Raw genomic sequence first — 17,241 nt, forward strand, 5'->3', positions numbered from 1 at the left:
GATGAACCCTCAGGCGGGCGGCGGTTTCACCGTGTACGAGGAGGCGCGTTCGCTGCTCGACTGGGGTTTCCGGGCAGCCGGGCGCGTCGACCCGGTGGGCTCGCTGCTGCCCCCGCGCCCCTCGGCGAGAACACCACGGCCGTCGGCGGGAGCGGGCTCCGAGCCGGTGCCGGTCGCCGAGAAGGATGCCTCGCCTTCCCGCTGGACATGGGTGGGCGTGATCGCGGGCACCACCGGGTTCGGCGCGGGAGCCGTCGCGCTGACCCTGCGGCGCAGGAGACGGCGGCCCGCCGCGGACTGACCGACGGGCAACCCGAGCAACAGCCCCAGTGTGATCCACACGTAGGTGTTGCTGCCGAGGAAGCCGCCCGGCCCGGACGCGTCGTCGAACCACAGCCACACGACGCTGCTGCACAGCACCGCGTACAGGCACCCCGCGAGCCACAGCAGCCGGCGGTGCCGCAGCAGTACGGCGAACGACGGCAGCAGCCACACCAGGTGGTGCACCCAGGTGATCGGACTGACCAGGCAGGCGGTCAGCCCGGTGACGGCGAACGCCCCCACCCAGTCGCCGGCCGTGACCGCCCGGTGTGTGCGCCAGGCCCACACGCACAGCACCACCAGCACCACCGACGCCCAGGCGGCACGGCTCGGTTCGGCCGGTTCCGTGAGCCGGGCCAGCACGCCCTGCAACGACTGGTTGGAGACGTAGGCGAGGCGGCCGATCCGGTTCGTGTCCCACAGCGCCTCGGTCCAGTAGAAGCGGGAGGCGTCGGGCGACACCCAGGCCGCCGCCGCGGTGGCGGCGGCTGCGACGGCGGTCGCGAGCCCGGCGGCACGCCGGCGCCGGGCGATCAGGAGCAGCCCGATGAACAGCGCGGGCGTCAGCTTCACGGCCGCGGCCAGCCCGATGCCCACGCCCGCCCAGCGGCCCCGCCCCGTGGACAGCAGCCAGGCGTCAGCGAGGACGAGCGCCAGCAACAGCAGATTGACCTGCCCGAAGCTGATGGTGTCCCGCACGGGTTCGAGCAGGGCGAGGACACAGACCGCGACCGCCGTGCCGTACCAGCCGTACCGGCGCAGCAGCGGCCCGACAAGGATGTACAGCACAGCCGCCAGCGCCGCGAGATTGAGCAGCAGGCAGAGCGCGATCGCCGTGTCCAGGCTGACCAGCGCCATCGGGAGCATGGCGACGGCCGCGAACGGCGGGTAGGTGAAGCCGTACGTCGTCCCGGGCACGCGGTAGTCGTAGATACGGCCGTCGTGGTGCACCCACGTGTCGATGGTCCCGTAGTAGACGCGCAGGTCGAACCAGTCGCGCAGGAGCGGCACGGTGGCGGTGAAGACGGTGACCGCGGTGGCGAGTCCGAGCAGCAGCAGGAGCCGTCGCTGATCGATTCCCACTCTGTCGTTGTCCCCTCTCGCGTTGTCCACCGTCTCGTGGTCCACCGTCTCGTTGTCCACCTTCTCGTTGCCCACCCTTGCGGCGTCCGCTCTTTCGGTGTCCGGCGGGGTCGATGTCATGCCGTCCGCTCCAGCACGGGTGCCCGGACCGCCTGATGGGCCTGCCAGAGCACGACCAGCGCGAGCACGCCACCCGACACCGCCAGGGCGATCTGGTCGGCGTCCGGGGGGCCGCCGCTCGGCAGGACGGCGAGCGCGAGCAATGCGCTGGCGGCGGCGACGCGCCCGCGCACGGAGCCGCTGGGTGCCGCCGCGGCGATGAGGAACAGTCCCCACAGCGCGTACCAGGGCCGGATCGCCGGACCCAGCACCGCCACCGCGGCGAGGCTGAGGCCCAGGGCGTACACGGGGCTCGGGCGCAGTTTCAGCCATATGTAGAGGACGGCGGCGGCGGTCGCGACGAGTCCGGCAGCGTGCCAGGCCGGCAGGGCCAGGGGGGCGAGTTCACTGCCCAGGTCGTGCAGGAGGGCTCCGGTGGCCCGCCCGAGGACGCTGGTGGGCGACCAGTTGTCCGGGGACACCGGGGTCCGCAGGGCGGCGATCCAGCCGTATCCCGTGCCGGTCAGGGCGGTGGTCACGGCGGTGGTGGCGAGGGCGACACCCACCGTGGTGGCCGTCGTCCGCACGACGTGGGTGCGCCCTCGCATCACGACGATCGCCAGCAGACCGAGCGCGGCGGGTGCCTTGACCAGCGCGGCGAGCGTCACGAGGACGACACCGAGGACGTACCGCCGGCCGCGTGCCGCTACCAGTCCGACGCCCAGCAGCCCGAGCATGACGGCGTCGTTGTGGGCCCCGGCCACGAGGTGCAGCAGCACCAGCGGGTTGAGGGCGCCCAGCCACAGGGCGGCGGCCGGATCGACACCGCTGTACCGGGCGAGGCGGGGCAGGGCCACGGCCATCAGTCCCACGCCGAGCAGGGCGACCATGCGCATACCGATCAGCCCGGCGGGCAGCTGACCGCTGGTCAGGCCGGCCAGCCCGGAGGCTATGGCGAGGAAGACGGGGCCGTACGGCGTCGCCGTGTGCTGCCACACCGGAGCCACTTCGGCCGCGAGGGGCCCGCCCATGCGCGCGGGACCGTGGGCGTACACGTCGATGTTCGCGTCGACCATGGCGCCCTGCGCCAGATAGCTGTACACGTCCCGGCTGAACAGGGGCGGCGCGAGCAGCAACGGAGCCGCCCAGACGACCAGAACGGCCAGCAGGGACCGAGGAGTCGGCGGTCGCGGTCCTCGGACGACCCGGCCCAGCAGCGCCCATGCGGCGATCAGCAGGACGACGCCGAAGTACACGCCGACCAGACCGAGCGCGGCGCGCGCCGATGCGGGCGCGAGCAGGTCGCGCACGGGGAGAGCGCCGGCGGTCTCACCCCCCAGTGCGAGGACGGCGGAGCCGACGAGGCCCAGCGCCTGACAGCGACGGAGATCGACGGGAAAAGCCATGGCCAACACTCGGCAAGCCTGTCGACACCGGGTGACCGGGAGGCGACGCCCCGCTCGCCGGGCGGCGGCCTGCACGTGACCGCCATGTGATCGACGGCGCCGGCCGCCGACGACGCGTCAAGCAGCACGGGAACACGGACGGTCCGGGGGGTGTCGTACAGCGGTCGGGCACCGGCACGCCGACCAGCCATCCCGTCACCATGAACGCGGCGACACTGTTGACGTCGTGGTTGCCCGCGAGTGTGCCGTTGCCGGTCGTGATCACCGTCAGCGCCGCCACGCCCAGCACGAACGCGGCGACGGCCACGGGACGGCGCCGGAAGAGGCACAGAGCCCGCATGCGGCGGCGATCAGCACCCGGCCGAGGACGGTCGCCGACCAGGGCTCCTCCCGCTCGTCGATGAGCGACCTGAGGCTGCCCACCGCCACCAGCACGAAGACACCACAGGCCAGGGCGACGTCCGCCGCACGCCCGTGCCACGGCTCGTCCGGGACTGCGTGGAGACCGGACTGTCAGACCGGAGCGCTAGGGTCCTTGATCAGGTCACCGGCCTTTGCGGCGACCGTAGTTGACGACCCGTTACCTCAGGAGCTGTAGCCTGCCATGAGCTTGAACGTCACCTTCGCGGACTTCTCCGTCGACCCTCCGCGGCTGTCCAACGCCGAGGCCAGGCAGCACCAGTGCGATGTCGCCGGATCACACGTGGCGCTGCACGCGGGCGGCACCGTGGAACTGGACTTCGAGGTGACGGACCCGGCGGAGATCCCCGAGGCGACGTTGACCATCACGGCCCTTGTCTCCAGGCTGGGCTCCTCCCTGGGGTACGCACCGATCGACGTACTGCTCCAGGGTGAGGTGCTGGCCGAGGAGCTCACCGTGCCCGGCGGCGGCGAGCTTCCGCACGACAATGTGTTCGCGGTACCCGGGCACCTGCTGAAGCCCGGCACCAACACCTTGGAGATACGGGTTTCGGCCAAGGCACGCAGCGTGCTGTGGCTCTACCGCATCACCCTGGACCCCGTCCATGAGCAGGGGCGCTCGGAGCGCGCCCGAGCGGCGGAGGCCGCGCGGGAGTCGATCTTCGCCTACGACACGGAACGCCGCGCAGCACACTGCGAGTCCTCCTCCTGGGAGCCCGCCCCGCGGCTGGTGTTCCACATCGACCGGGGTGAGCACTCGCTTCCCGCGCAGCTCAGCTGGCGAGGGGAGGACGGCGCGGAATCGGCCATCAGCTTCCAGTCGAGCATGTCCGACTTCTACGGCTGCCACCGCGCCGGCGACGGGACGACGTACGAGTACCGCGGCCGCCGCACCGGCGGACAGAACGGTCCGCAGAGCATCGAGCACTCCCCCCGTCTGCACCGCTTCCGCACCGAGGAGGGGTGGGGCGGCGGCTGGCACCCCTCCCACGACCTGCGGTTGCTGGTGGACGACGGCGGAGCGCTGGTGGAGCGGGTGGCGTGGCGCGACCAGAAGGGCAACTCCGGGGTGGCCGTTCTGCAGTCCGCGTCGACCGGTGTCGAGGTGACCGATGTCGAGGCGAGCGACGAGTTCGGGGCAGCGGGTGAGACGGCCGACAACCTCCTGGACGATTCCCCGAGGAAGTGGCTGGCCGGCTACGACACCGCCTGGGTCGACTTCACCCTCGCCTGCCCGACCGTGATCACCTCGTACTCCCTGATGTCGGCGAACGACTTCCCCGGCCGCGACCCCCGCAACTGGACCCTCCACGGCTCCCACGACGGCCGCCACTGGACTCCCCTGGACTCCCGCACGGGGGAGACCTTCGCCGGCCGTTACCAGACCAGGAAGTTCTCGCTGGGCGCCAACACCGCGGCCTACCGCCACTACCGCCTCGACGTCACCCGCAACTCCGGCGCGACCGAGGTCCAACTCGCTCACGTCCACTTTGCCGGCGCCCCCGCGGACCAGGCCTTCACGGGCTACTACCAGCGCTTCGACGAGGGCCCCATCGGCTACCGCGGCACGGCCCTCCCCGCACCCGTACCCGCCGCTCTCCCCGCTCCCGGGCTGGCCGCCGACCTCGAAGCGGCCGCCGAAAGCCTGGCCGCCACCGCCCGGACCCTGTCGGCCCTGGCCGCTCAACTCCGCGACCACTGAGGGCCTGTCGTCAGGCGTTGAAGCGGTACGCCCCCTCCCGGGCCCGGTAGACCTTGTAGGGGGCTCCACCGGAGGTGTCGTCGCGGAGGAAGTCGACTCCTCGGGGAGCGGTGACCGACTTGTTCTGGGTGGGGACCCAGATCTCGGCCTCCGTGTTGTACGGGATGGTGACCGCAAGGTCGATCCTGCCGTCCTTCCGGCGCCGCCACTGGGACGACACCCTGCCGCGGACGGTGTCGATCGAGGCACTGACCTGGTCGAGAGTGGCGGGCGTCAGGTCGGTGTCCTCGGTGTTCTCCGGGACGCGGCTGTTGACCGCGGCCGAGGGGATGAAGGGGCGGATACGCAGCGTCTCGTAGGCGGTCGAGGTCGGCTTGATGCCGGCCAGGCCCTGGTAGAACCAGGTGGCCACGTTGGAGCGGTAGTGGTGGTTCACCGAGAGGCGGTCGGTCCACTGTTCCCACAGTGAGGTGGCGCCCTTGGCGATCTGGTCGACGTAGCCCGGTACGCCGGTCTGTGTGACGGCCTTGAGCGCGACGTCCGTATAGCCGTACTCGCTGAGGAGGGTGAACTCGTAGCGCGAGCCGTACATGTCGTTCTGGATGTGGTGGTCGGCGGCCACGATGCGGTCGGCGAGGAGCTTCGCCAGGGCCTTCTCGTTCTCCGCGACCGTCTTGCTGCCGGGCAGGTAACGGGGGTCGTCGGAGCTCAGGTCCGAGCCGGGTACCAGGCCGAAGGCGATGGCCATGGCGTTCTCGCTGGAGATGCTGCCCTGGGTGAAGTGGCCCTGTGCGGCGTCCCAGTAGTTGGCGATGAACGCCTTGCGCAGGGTGCGCGCCAGCTTGGCGTAGTGGGCGGCGCGCTCGGTGCGGCCGAGTCCGCGGCCCACCTCGTCCATGTAGTCGCAGAAGTGGATGTAGAAGGCGAGGCTGATGACGGCGTTGCTGCCGGGGCTCTCGGCGCCGGAGTAGGCGCCGAGGGACGCTTCGAACGTGTAGTCGTTCTCTGCGGTGAACAGGGTCTCGTAGTACGTCAGGAGCGTGTCCTGGTGGTCGTACAGCTCGGCGAACAGGCTGCTGTTGCCGTAGTAGGTGTGCAGCTCCTTCGGGATGACGAAGTACGCGGAGTCCCAGGCCGGCACCGCCTTCCACGCGGCGTTCCAGCCGGGGGTGTGGTCGTAGCCGTATCCGCCCTTGGCGATGGGCACGATCATGGGGAGCTGGCCGGTGGAGATCTGCGTGTCGGGGAAGTGGCGCAGGTACTGGGTGAGGACGGCGTTGACGTCCCAGGTGAGGGACTGCGACTCGGAACTGGCCATGGCGTCGCCGGTCCAGCCGTTCTTCTCCCGTGACGGGGTGTCGGTGGGCTTCTGCACCAGGTTGTTCTGCTCGGCCCACTCCAGGTTCCGCTGGAGCCGGTTGATCAGGGCGTTGTCCGTGGTGAAGGTGCCGGTGCGGGCGAAGCCGGTGCGGGCGACGTCGACGGTCAGCACGTCGGCGTCCCGCTCCAGGTCAGGGGTCCTCCCGAGGACGGCACCGAGGTTCATGACCTCCAGGTAGCGGAAGCCGAAGTGGCTGAACTGCTGTTCCCAGGTCTGCGTCGACCGCCCGCCGAGGGTGTAGTAGTGCGTCTGGAGGTTGGCGTCGTGCTGGAAGTTCTCCTCCTCGACCAAGAGCGGGGAACCGGCCGTGCCGTCGCCGCCGCTGATCCGGTTGCCGCCACGGATCCGCAGGGTGAGGCCCTCCTTGCCGGGGCGTACGCCGGTGAGCGCGAGCCGGACGAAGCCGGTGACGATCTGGCCGTAGTCCAGGACCCAGACGCCCGAGCCCGGAGCCGTCTCCGTGAGCGAGACCGGGCGCAGCGTCCGGCTGACCAGCACCGGCTCCGCCTCGTGGGCCCGCAGGACCGCGGGCTTGAAACCGTCGGGCATCGTCGTGGCGGGAAGCCAGCCATGGTACTTCGGCGACGGGCCGGCGCAACTGCCCGGCGGGATCAGCACCGTGGCCGGACGCCATGCGCGGCCGGTCCGGTAGCCGGCCGAGCGCCAGTCACCCAGCTCGTCCGCCCGCCGGGCGTCGTACTTCTCTCCCGAGTACACGGAGTCGAACGTCGTGGGCCCGTCCGCGACGAGCCAGTCCTCGTCCGTGACGAGCGTGGTGACGGAACCGTCGGTGTACGTCACGACGAGCTTGGCGCGCAGGCGGGGCTGCCCGGCGTAGGGCGCGAGCTGCCAGTACCACTCCTGGGGCGTCGTCACGCCGTACCAGCCACGACCGAGCTCCGCGGCGACGACGTTCTCCCGGCCGGCCCTGAGCAGGCCGGTGACGTCGAAGGTGTCGTACAGCACGGTGCGGTCGTAGGTGCTCTGGTCGGTGAGCAACCGGGGCACATTGGACCGGTCGCCGGCCGCCCGCCTGCCGTCGACGGTGATCGGGTCGCCGTTGACGGTGAACGTGACGTTGCCGGCGGCGCTCAGGTGCAGACGTGCCCTGGCGATGCGGCGCCCGCGGGGCAGCATGAACGCGCGGCGCAGCACCGGTGCCGGGTTGGCGATGGGCAGCACGGTGCTCTTGGCGGGAATGTAGGGGTTCTTGGGCGGGAAGGTCAGGCCGCCGAGAGTGCCGATGCCGTGCTCGAACGGGTTGGCGCCCGTGGTGAGGTCGGCGGAGAAGTCGGCGGCGCCGGTGCCGGACACCTTGACGCTGCGCACGGTGGCCGAGGTGCCGCCGCCGAAGCCGAAGCTTCCGTGGCGGCGGATCTGGTCGCCGGTGAGCGTGCGGCTGTCCACCTCGACGCCGTTGACGGAGGTGGTGACGGTGAGCCCGCGGGCCGTGACCTGCACGGTGTGGTCGCGGGTGGTCCAGGTCTCCTTGGTCAGCCCGGTTGCGGCGGGGAGGGTGACCGTGCCGACCGGGACCTCGCGGGTGCCCGCGGTGGTGGGGTTGGTCTCGCTCTGCGGGTCGTAGTGGTTGACGCCCCAGTCGGGCTCCGAGGTGCCGTCGTCCACCCAGGTGTTGCCGGCGTAGTGACGGGTCTTCATGACCAGCCGCATGTCGTCGCCGCTGTGCCGGAGGGTCCAGTTCAGGCCCTCGCCCCAGGTCTTGCCGACGGGTTCGGCGCGCAGCAGCAGGGACAGCCCTCCGGCGGCGTCGGAACCGCCACGGAAGACGACGGTCGCGCTCAGGTCCTTCCAGTCGTGGTCCTGCGCCGCACGGCCGCCGACCCATCGCGCCCCCGCCCAGTCCTCCTCGCCCTTCAGCAGACCGGTCTCCCACGTCGCGGGCTCGCTCCAGGGGCCGGGTACGTCCTTCTCGTCCCAGGTGCGCACCCGCCAGGAGTAGGGCTGCCCGGACCGCAGGGCACCGCCGTCGTAGGCCACCTCGGTGCTGTTCGAACTCGCCACCTTGCCGCTGCGCCAGACGTCCGACCTGCCGGGCCCGGTGCCGACCTGGATCTCGTAGGCGGTCTGCCTGGCCACCGGAGGCACCCAGCCGAACGTGGGCGCGGTCTCCGTGCCCAGGGGCGCGATACGGGAGTTGACCCGCAGGTTCACGGGTGCGGAACGGGGCCTGCCGGATGCTGCGGGACGCGCCGCCACGGCGTTCGGCGCGGCGGCGAGCGGGAGGGAGGACCCTGCTGCTGCCGCCGTCATGATGCCGAGCATGTGTCGGCGGCTCAACGCACTTCTGTTCTCCTCGGCCACGGCTCAGTTCCTTTGGATCGAAACGATGGATCGAGCGGGATTGAAACGATTCAATACCTTCCAAGTGGAAAGCTTACGAACAACCCCGGCCGGAACACAATGACCTGGGACCACGCAGCCTTCCGGCAGGCGAATCCCATGAGGGGGGAGGGCTGCCGCCACTCCCCCCTCCCCCGCCGTACGCCGTTTCGTCGCCGAGCGAGCCGGTCTCAGACCGCCTGCGGCGCCCCACTGCCCGCGACGACTTCCGGCCGGAGCAGGGCCTGAAGCCGCTCGGCGGGCAACAGGCCCTTCTCCAGGACCAGTTCGGCGACTCCGCGGCCCGTGGCGAGGGCTTCCTTGGCGATGTCGGTGGCGGCCGTGTAGCCGATGTGCGGGTTGAGGGCGGTGACCAGGCCGATGGAGTTCTCCACGGCGGCGCGCAGCCCCTCCGTGTTGGCGGTGATGCCGTCGACGCATCGCTCGGCCAGCGTCAGGCAGGCCGCCCGCAGATGAGTGATGCTCTCGATGAGCGAGTGGAGGATGATCGGCTCGAAGGCGTTGAGCTGGAGCTGTCCGGCCTCCGCGGCCATGGTGATGGTGACGTCGTTGCCGATCACCTCGAAGGCGACCTGGTTGACGACCTCGGGGATCACCGGGTTGACCTTGCCCGGCATGATGCTCGAACCCGCCTGAACGGCAGGCAGGTTGATCTCGTTCAGGCCCGCGCGCGGCCCGGACGACAGCAGGCGCAGGTCGTTGCAGCTCTTCGACAGCTTGACGGCGACGCGCTTCAGCACGCCCGACATCTGTACGAAGGCGCCGCAGTCCTGGGTCGCCTCGACCAGGTTGGCCGCGGTCACCAGCGGCAGCCCGGTGATCTCGGCGAGGTGGCGGCGGGCCGACTCGGCGTATCCGGCGGGGGCGTTGAGGCCGGTGCCGATGGCCGTGGCGCCCAGGTTGATCTCGTGGATCAGCTCCACGGCCTCGGCGAGTCGGCTGCGGTCCTCGTCCAGCATCACCGCGTACGCCGAGAACTCCTGCCCCAGCGTCATCGGCACCGCGTCCTGGAGCTGGGTGCGGCCCATCTTCAGCACATCACGGAACTCGACGGCCTTGCGGGCGAAGGAGTCCTGAAGGACGGTCATCGCCTTCAGCAGCTCGCGCACCGCGAAGACCGTCGCGATCTTCACCGCGGTCGGGTAGACGTCGTTGGTCGACTGGCCGAGGTTGACGTCCTCGTTGGGGTGGAGGTGCTCGTACTCGCCCTTGCGGTGGCCCAGCAGTTCCAGCGCCCGGTTGGCGACGACCTCGTTGGCGTTCATGTTCGTCGACGTCCCCGCGCCGCCCTGGACGACGTCGACGACGAACTGGTCGTGCAGTTTGCCGTCGCGGATCTCCTGGCAGGCCGCGACGATGGCGGACGCCTTCGCGGAGTCCAGCAGGCCGAGTTCCTCGTTGGCGCGGGCGGCGGCCTCCTTGACCGCGGCGAGGGCGTCGATCAGATGCGGGTAGGCGGAGATCGGCGTTCCCGTGATGGGGAAGTTCTCCGTGGCGCGCAGGGTGTGGACGCCCCAGTAGGCGTCGGCGGGTATGTCGCGGTCGCCGAGCAGGTCGTGTTCGCTGCGGTGGGTCGCGGCGGTCATGGCTGTGCGGGCCTTCTTTCGTACGGCAGGGTGACTGGATGCCGCCTACGAGCTCGGGACTTGCGGCCGTCGGCGGGTGCGGGTGCTTCGTGGTGGGTCGCGCAGTTCCCCGCGCCCCTTACAGGGGCGTCAGGGCTCGGGCCGGCCTGACCTGTCCGACCACCTCCCCGCCGCCCAGCAGCGGGGCACCCTGGAACTCGTCGAGCGCCGCCGGGTCGATGCCCGCGCGGACGAGCGCGGCCGCGGCGACGGGTACGCGGGCCCGGTCGGCGCCGTCGGCGATCTTGACGGCGACGGCACGGCCGTCCGGCAGCGCCGCGACCTGGACGCCCTCGAAGCCGTCCTTGGTCAGCAGCCCCGGCACGGCCCGCATCATCGCGGCGACGTCGCGTCCGGAACCGGACGCCATCTCGGCGTGCTCGCGCATCGCGTCGGCCACCAGCCGCTCGGGGGTGCCCACCGCGGCGGTGGTGATCCGGGCCACGGCGCGCGCCAGCCCGTGCAACGAGAGGGAGAACAGGGGCGCTCCGCAACCGTCCACGGTGACCCCGGCGATGCCCTGTCCGGTGAGGTCCTCGACGATCTCGGCGATGGCCTGCTGGAGTGGGTGCTTCGGGTCGAGGTAGTCGTCGAGGGACCAGCCGTTGAGCCTCGCGGTGTAGAGCATGGCCGCGTGCTTGCCGGAACAGTTCTGCGCGAGCCGCGACGGCAGCCGGCCCTCGCGCACCCAGGACTCCCGGACGGCCGGGTCGTAGGGCAGGTCGGGCACGTTGCGGAGATGGTCCTCGGTGAGCCCGGCCAGTTCCAGGATCCGCCGGGTGCCGGCCAGGTGCCGTTCCTCGCCGGAGTGGCTGGCCGCCGCCAGCGAGAGCAGCGCGCCGTCGAGCGGCAGCCCGGCCCGCAGCATGGCCACGGCCTGCACGGGCTTGAGCGCCGAGCGAGGGTAGAAGGCCGCCTCGATGTCACCTATCTGGAGCTCGACGCCGCCGTCGGCGGCCAGGACGATCACCGAGCCGAAGTGGATGCCCTCGATGACGCCACCCCGTACGAGGTGGGCGACGGGGGCGTGCAGGGGCTCCCGGATCGCGGGAGCCTCGGCCACCGGCGACGAGGGGATCGCCCGGACACCGGAGGCCGCTGAATTGCCGTACGTCACTGCCTGGATCACGCATCCGCTCCGCTAGAACGGCGGGCGACCCGGGACCTGATCCCGAACCATCCCGCCACCAACGCCCCCACGATCAGCGGGAGACACAGCACCGTCGTACGGCCCGCGCCGCCGTCGGCGTACATCAGGACGAGGACCGAGGCGAGGAAGAACAGCGTCACGAGCTCGGTCCACGGAGAACCCGGGAGCCGGTAACCCGGCCGGGACAGTTCGCCGTTCTGGGTCTTCCGCCAGAACATCAGGTGACAGACCATGATCATGCCCCAGGTGGCGAGGATGCCGATGGCGGCGAAGTTCAGGACGATCTCGAAGGCCTCGGCCGGGACCACGAAGTTCAGCCCGACGCCCAGCACACAGATACCGCTGGTGAGCAGGATGCCGCCGTACGGGACCTGGCTGCGGCTCATCACGCCGGTGAACTTCGGCGCCGAACCGGACATCGCCATGGAACGCAGGATGCGACCGGTCGAGTACAGGCCCGAGTTGAGCGACGACATGGCCGCGGTCAGCACGACCAGGTTCATGATGCCGCCGGCCGCCGGGATGCCGATGTTGGAGAGCACGGTGACGAAGGGGCTCTCGCCCGCCTTGTACGAGGACCAGGGCAGCAGCATGGACAGCAGCACCACGGAGCCGACGTAGAACAGGCCCACGCGCCACATGATCGAGTTGATCGCCTTTGGCATGATCTTCTCGGGGTTCTCGGTCTCACCGGCCGCGACACCGACCAGCTCGACGGAGGCGTACGCGAAGACGACGCCCTGGATGATCAGCAGCATCGGCAGCAGGCCGTTGGGAAAGACACCGCCGTTGTCGGTGATCAGGGAGGGGCCGGGGGCGGCGCCGTCGATCGGGTGCTGGGTGACCAGCAGGAAGATGCCGATACACATGAAGACGACGAGCGCGCCGACCTTGATGATCGCGAACCAGAACTCCAGTTCGCCGAAGATCTTCACCGAGATGAGGTTCACGGTCAGCACCACAGCGAGCGCGATGAGGGCGATCACCCACTGCGGGATGTCGGAGAACATGCCCCAGTAGTGGGTGTAGGTGGCCACCGCGGTGATGTCGGCGATGCCGGTGGTGGCCCAGTTGAGGAAGTACATCCAGCCCGCGGTGTACGCGCCCTTCTCGCCGAGGAACTCCCGGGCGTACGACACGAAGGCGCCGGACGAGGGCCGGTACAGCACGAGTTCGCCGAGGGCGCGCACCACGAGGAAGGCGAAGACGCCGCAGACCGCGTAGGCGATGAACAGGGACGGGCCCGCGTCGGCGAGGCGGCCGCCGGCGCCGAGGAAGAGGCCGGTGCCGATCGCGCCACCGATGGCGATCATGTTGACGTGACGGGACTTCAGGGACTTGCTGTAACCCACGTCGCCGGCGTCGACGTGCGCGGCCGGTTTCTGTACGGCTTGCTGGAGTGACTCGCTCACGCCTCGGGTCCGCCTTCCGTGGAACTGTCCGTGCGTGGGGGCCGCACGATGTCGGTGAGGGTGGTTTCGACACGGTCGAGGTGGTGGGACATGGCCTCCACCGCGTCGTGTTCGCTGCCGTCGGCCAGCGCCTCGACGATGGCCCGGTGCTCGCGGTTGGACTGCTCGCGGCGGCCGCCGAGTTCGTTGAGGAAGGCCGACTGGCGGGCCAGTGCGTCCCGGATCTCCTCGATGACCCGGCGGAACACCGGGTTCTGCGCGGCCTCGGCGACGGCCAGATGGAACAGCGTGTCCATCGCGACCCATGCGGTCGTGTCGGTCTCCCGCTCCATCCGCTCCAGCAGATGGGCCAGGTGGTCCAGGTTCTCCGGGCCGCGGCGCAGCGCCGCGTATCCGGCGACCGGGATCTCCACGTGCCGGCGCACCTCCAGCAGGTCGCTCGCCGTGAAGTCGCCGAAGGTGGGGTCCTCGACGGCGCTGGCGATGACGAAGGTGCCCTTGCCGGTGCGGGACTGGGTCAGTCCCATCGTCTGCAGGGCGCGCAGTGCCTCGCGCAGGACCGGACGGCTCACGTCGAGCCGTCGGCACAGCTCCGCCTCGGAGGGGAGCTTGTCGCCGATGGCGTAGTCGCCGCGCTCTATGGCGCCGCGGAGGTGGATGAGCACCGCTTCCATGGCGCTGACGCGCCGGGGTGCCGAGCCACCTGTCTGGCTGTCTGACAGGTTCACGGAGGCGATCCTGAGGGTGACGCAAGGGTGCTGTCAAGGGGCGCCGCCTCTGACTCCGCTCCTCTGCCCTCACCCTTGATCAACTGAGCACGCCCGTGCCCAGCAGTCCGAACAGCAGCAGGCCGATCGCGATCCGATAGATCACGAACGCGTTGAAGGAGTGCCTGGCCACGAACCTCAGCAGCCAGGCGATCGAGGCGTACGCGACCGCGAACGACACGACGGTGCCGACGGCGAGGGGGGCGGCGCCCACGCCCGTGCCCAGGGCGTCCTTCAGTTCGTACAGACCGGCACCCGTCAGGGCCGGGATTCCGAGGAAGAAGGAGAGCCTGGTGGCCGCGACGCGGTCCAGGTCGAGCATCAGCGCGGTCGACATGGTGGCACCGGAGCGGGAGAAGCCGGGAAAGAGCAGGGCGAGGATCTGCGAGCCGCCCACCAGCATGGCGTCCTTGAACGAGGTGTCGTCCTCTCCCCGCTTGTGCCGCCCCATCTGGTCCGCCGCCCACATCACCGCGCTGCCGACGATCAGTGAGGCGGCCACCACCCAGAGGGAGGCGAGCGGTCCTTGGATGAGCGGCTTGGCGGCGAGCCCCACGACGACGATCGGGATGGTCGCGGCGATCACCCACCAGGCGAACCGGTAGTCGTGGTGGTACCGCTCCTCCCGGTTGGTCAGGCCCCGGAACCAGGCGGAGACGATGCGTGCGATGTCCTTGCGGAAGTAGACGAGTACGGCGGCGATGGCGCCGACCTGGATGACCGCCGAGAACCCGACCACCGCGTGGTCGTCGACGGGAATCCCCATGATCCCCTCGACGATCTTGAGGTGCCCCGTCGAGGACACCGGCAGGAACTCGGTCACCCCCTCGACGACTCCGAGGATGACGGCTTGACCTAGGGAGATGGTGCTCATGTGATCCAGTTCCGGTGGGCGTCGGGTGGGCGCGGACAGTCCTACCACGACGGGGTAAGGAACCGGGTCAGACCAGTCATGGTTCACCTGGTAGGGCTCACAACGAGCTCTTACCCTCCGGGGATGACGACCTCGCACGCGTCGAGCATCACGAGCCCCTCGGTGACGAGCCCGTCGAGCTCCGGCAGGAAGGCGCGGACGCGGTCCTCCTCGTCCACGATGACGACGGCGACGGGCAGTTCCTCGCTCAGGGAGAGCAGCCGCGAGGTGTGGACGATCGAGGAGGCGCCGAAGCCCTCGATGCCCCGGAACACGCTCGCGCCCGCCAGGCCGGCCGCGTGGGCGCGGTGGACGATCTCGCTGTAGAGCGGCTTGTGGTGCCAGGTGTCGTGCTCGCCGACGAGGACGGTCAGCCGCAGTGCAGGGCCCGTGAGGCGGGTGGATCGCGTCATTTCTGCCTCACCGCCAGGACCCGGCGTGCCGCCGCCACCGCGAGCCACACCGAGGCGAGGGCTCCGAGGAGCGTGGCGGCGAGATAGGCGAGGCCGGTGCCGGGACGACCCGCGCCGACCAGCCGCTCGATCTCGACGGCGTACGTCGAGAAGGTGGTGAAGCCGCCGAGCACCCCGGTGCCGAAGAAGGGGCGCACCAGCCGGTGGGCGGCCCACACGTCGGTGATCACGACCATGAAGACACCGATCACGGCGCACCCGACGATGTTCACCCAGAACGTGCTCCAGGGAAAGCCGCCGGTCGGTGTGGGCCACAGCAGCGACGCACCGTACCGGGCCGCGGCGCCGATGCCGCCGCCGAGCGCGACCACGGCCACCACGGGCGCCTGACCGTGCCAGAGGGGCGGCCGTCGGGCGGGGACGACGAGGTCGGCGGCGTGGGGGACGCCGAGCCCGTCGGGGTGCGGAACTGTCATATGACTCAGCCTGCCACGTCGGGCGGCTCGCGCACCGCGACCGTTCGTTCCCACGAGTTCCCCAGGGCCCGGCCACCCACGGCGACCGGGCCCGTGTCACGGATGTGCTCAGCGGTGGCTGAACCACGCCATCGCCGGAAGGGCCCTGTCGTCGTAGCCGAACAGCGCCTGGTTCTCCCAGCCGTTTCCGGACGAGGGGTCCGCCGGGTCCCAGCCGTTGCCGGTGACCGCGGTCCAGGTGGACTCCCAGTAGAAGACGCCGAGGCCGCGGCCGTTCGGTACGGCCTCCACGATGCTCGCCACGTCCTTCATCCACTGGGTCTGCCCGGCCGTCGAGGCCGGGTAGCCGGGGACGAGCTCACCGGTGGTGTCGATGATGTTCTGGTGCGCGTCGTCGCTGTCCAGCCGGAACGGGTAGGCCGTCTCGGCGAGGAAGACCGGCTTGCCGTAGCGGGAGGCCGCGTCGTCGAGGGTCGTCTGGAAGTCGGACAGCGTGCCGTGCCAGTAGCCGTAGTACGACAGGCCGATGACGTCGAACCTGACCCCGCTCGCGACCGCGTTGTCGAACCACCAGCGGGTGCCCGGCAGGTCGCCGCCCTTGGCGAGGTGGAGCGCCACGGTCGTACCGGAGTTGACCGCCTTGACCGCGTCGTAGCCGGAGTTGAGGAGTCCGGCGAGTTGCGGCCAGTTGTCCGTGGAGCCCTCGTTCCACAGCATGCCGCCGTTGATCTCGTTGCCGACCTGCACCATGTCGGCCGTGGTGCCCTGCGCCTTCAGCGCGTTCAGGACGTCGTACGTGTGGTTGTAGACGTCGGTCTTCAGCTGGCTGTACGAGTGTCCGGCCCACGCGGCGGGCTTGGACTGCGCGCCCGGGTCGGCCCAGGTGTCCGAGTAGTGGAAGTCGACCAGCAGCTTCATGCCCTGTGCCTTGACGCGCTTGGCGACGGCGAGGACGCGCGTCTTGTTGTTGTAGCCGTCGGCGGGGTTCACCCACACCTTGAGGCGGGCGTAGTTCTGTCCGGCGGATTTGAGGATGGCGAGCGCGTCCCCGGTCGTGCCCGAACTGTTCTTGTAGACACCTCCCTTGGCCTCGCTCTTGGCGAGTGACGACACGTCGGACCCCTTGATGGACAGGCCGGTCGAGCCCGAGGTGAAGGTCAGGTCGTCGACATTGATCCAGTTGCCCGCGTTCGCGTCGGAGGTGACGCTGATCGTGCACTGGTTGTTCGTCACCGCGACGGAGGTGACGATCCTGACCCAGCCGCTGGAGGAGACGGGGATGTCGGTGCGCTGCTCGGAACTCCCGCAGTTCTTCAGCGCGATGTACGCCGCGTTCTGGCCGCCGCCGGAGCGCACCCACGCGGTGAGCTTGTAGTTCCCGTTGGTCAGGCCGGACAGGTACTGGTACGTCTCCACCTTGTAGGCGGAGGACGACCAGTGGGTCAGGCGGTAACTGCCGCCGTGGCCACCGGACTCGGTGAAGGAGGCGGAGTTCTGCCCGGCCGCCGAGTACGTCGACCAGCCGGCCGGGGTCGCGGTGCCGGTGCCGTCGGACTCGAAGCCGCCGTTGGTGAGCGTGCTCGCGGCGTGAGCGGTCTGGGCGGGCAGGGCCGGCAGGGCGGTGAGGGCGAGCCCGGCGGTGAGAGGCAGCAGCAGGGTCCGCAGGGTGCGTCTGGGATGGAACATCGTTGTCCGTCGTCCCTTCGACGTGG

General features: G+C 70.3%; 13 protein-coding genes. 1 reads left to right on the forward strand and 12 read right to left on the reverse strand.

Annotated features, from left to right (window positions below; genetic code table 11):
* Positions 1 to 9 precede the first annotated feature (9 nt).
* From IE262_RS40140 to IE262_RS02515, 3 genes are all read right to left on the reverse strand, one after another.
* Positions 10 to 1,524, reverse strand: a complete 1,515-nt coding sequence (locus tag IE262_RS40140) for a glycosyltransferase 87 family protein (RefSeq protein WP_189870926.1) — start codon at positions 1,522 to 1,524, stop codon at positions 10 to 12.
* A complete protein-coding gene (gene mptB / locus IE262_RS02510) occupies positions 1,521 to 2,909 on the reverse strand; it encodes a polyprenol phosphomannose-dependent alpha 1,6 mannosyltransferase MptB (RefSeq protein WP_134043946.1) in 1,389 nt (462 codons plus the stop codon). The genes IE262_RS40140 and mptB overlap by 4 nt, the downstream gene beginning before the upstream one ends.
* Positions 2,910 to 3,176: 267 nt before the next feature.
* Entirely contained in the window at positions 3,177 to 3,344 is a 168-nt protein-coding gene (locus IE262_RS02515; protein ID WP_189870928.1) for a hypothetical protein, read from the reverse strand.
* A 169-nt stretch (positions 3,345 to 3,513) separates the two neighbouring features.
* Here IE262_RS02515 and IE262_RS02520 point away from each other — a divergent pair, with 169 nt between their 5' ends.
* The gene (locus tag IE262_RS02520) at positions 3,514 to 5,031 is read left to right on the forward strand and encodes a discoidin domain-containing protein (RefSeq protein WP_189870930.1); all 1,518 of its coding nucleotides are present in this window, start codon (positions 3,514 to 3,516) and stop codon (positions 5,029 to 5,031) included.
* A 10-nt stretch (positions 5,032 to 5,041) separates the two neighbouring features.
* Here IE262_RS02520 and IE262_RS02525 read toward each other — a convergent pair whose 3' ends face one another.
* From IE262_RS02525 to IE262_RS02565, 9 genes are all read right to left on the reverse strand, one after another.
* Positions 5,042 to 8,710: a family 78 glycoside hydrolase catalytic domain gene (locus IE262_RS02525; RefSeq protein WP_229877060.1), complete on the reverse strand. Its 3,669-nt coding sequence runs from the start codon at positions 8,708 to 8,710 to the stop codon at positions 5,042 to 5,044.
* 233 nt (positions 8,711 to 8,943) lie between these two features.
* Entirely contained in the window at positions 8,944 to 10,359 is a 1,416-nt protein-coding gene (aspA, locus tag IE262_RS02530; protein ID WP_134043952.1) for an aspartate ammonia-lyase, read from the reverse strand.
* Between the two features lie 118 nt (positions 10,360 to 10,477).
* The gene (locus IE262_RS02535) at positions 10,478 to 11,476 is read right to left on the reverse strand and encodes an asparaginase (RefSeq protein ID WP_189871611.1); all 999 of its coding nucleotides are present in this window, start codon (positions 11,474 to 11,476) and stop codon (positions 10,478 to 10,480) included.
* 47 nt (positions 11,477 to 11,523) lie between these two features.
* Positions 11,524 to 12,960, reverse strand: coding sequence for an amino acid permease (locus IE262_RS02540; RefSeq protein WP_134043956.1), 1,437 nt, complete (start codon positions 12,958 to 12,960; stop codon positions 11,524 to 11,526).
* A complete protein-coding gene (locus tag IE262_RS02545; RefSeq protein WP_134044011.1) occupies positions 12,957 to 13,634 on the reverse strand; it encodes a FadR/GntR family transcriptional regulator in 678 nt (225 codons plus the stop codon). Before IE262_RS02545 ends, IE262_RS02540 begins: the two co-directional genes overlap by 4 nt.
* Positions 13,635 to 13,767: 133 nt before the next feature.
* Positions 13,768 to 14,601, reverse strand: a complete 834-nt coding sequence (locus IE262_RS02550; protein ID WP_189870932.1) for an undecaprenyl-diphosphate phosphatase — start codon at positions 14,599 to 14,601, stop codon at positions 13,768 to 13,770.
* A 110-nt stretch (positions 14,602 to 14,711) separates the two neighbouring features.
* Complete coding sequence (locus IE262_RS02555) at positions 14,712 to 15,053, reverse strand: DUF190 domain-containing protein (RefSeq protein ID WP_189870934.1); 342 nt, start codon at positions 15,051 to 15,053, stop codon at positions 14,712 to 14,714.
* Complete coding sequence (gene crcB / locus IE262_RS02560; protein ID WP_189870937.1) at positions 15,050 to 15,529, reverse strand: fluoride efflux transporter CrcB; 480 nt, start codon at positions 15,527 to 15,529, stop codon at positions 15,050 to 15,052. The genes IE262_RS02555 and crcB overlap by 4 nt, the downstream gene beginning before the upstream one ends.
* 108 nt (positions 15,530 to 15,637) lie before the next feature.
* The gene (locus IE262_RS02565) at positions 15,638 to 17,215 is read right to left on the reverse strand and encodes a glycoside hydrolase family 53 protein (RefSeq protein ID WP_189870939.1); all 1,578 of its coding nucleotides are present in this window, start codon (positions 17,213 to 17,215) and stop codon (positions 15,638 to 15,640) included.
* Positions 17,216 to 17,241 lie beyond the last annotated feature (26 nt).

Origin of the sequence: Streptomyces bluensis (genome assembly GCF_014650715.1) — a bacterium.
GTDB lineage: Bacteria > Actinomycetota > Actinomycetes > Streptomycetales > Streptomycetaceae > Streptomyces > Streptomyces bluensis.

Bases quoted from the DNA above. Each gene is read 5' to 3' on its own strand.
- IE262_RS40140 (WP_189870926.1), bottom strand. From the start codon at position 1,524: ATGACATCGACCCCGCCGGACACCGAAAGAGCGGACGCCGCAAGGGTG.
- mptB (WP_134043946.1), bottom strand. From the start codon at position 2,909: ATGGCTTTTCCCGTCGATCTCCGTCGCTGTCAGGCGCTGGGCCTCGTC.
- IE262_RS02520 (WP_189870930.1), top strand. From the start codon at position 3,514: ATGAGCTTGAACGTCACCTTCGCGGACTTCTCCGTCGACCCTCCGCGG.
- aspA (WP_134043952.1), bottom strand. From the start codon at position 10,359: ATGACCGCCGCGACCCACCGCAGCGAACACGACCTGCTCGGCGACCGC.
- IE262_RS02545 (WP_134044011.1), bottom strand. From the start codon at position 13,634: ATGGAAGCGGTGCTCATCCACCTCCGCGGCGCCATAGAGCGCGGCGAC.
- IE262_RS02550 (WP_189870932.1), bottom strand. From the start codon at position 14,601: ATGAGCACCATCTCCCTAGGTCAAGCCGTCATCCTCGGAGTCGTCGAG.
- IE262_RS02555 (WP_189870934.1), bottom strand. From the start codon at position 15,053: ATGACGCGATCCACCCGCCTCACGGGCCCTGCACTGCGGCTGACCGTC.
- crcB (WP_189870937.1), bottom strand. From the start codon at position 15,529: ATGACAGTTCCGCACCCCGACGGGCTCGGCGTCCCCCACGCCGCCGAC.
- IE262_RS02565 (WP_189870939.1), bottom strand. From the start codon at position 17,215: ATGTTCCATCCCAGACGCACCCTGCGGACCCTGCTGCTGCCTCTCACC.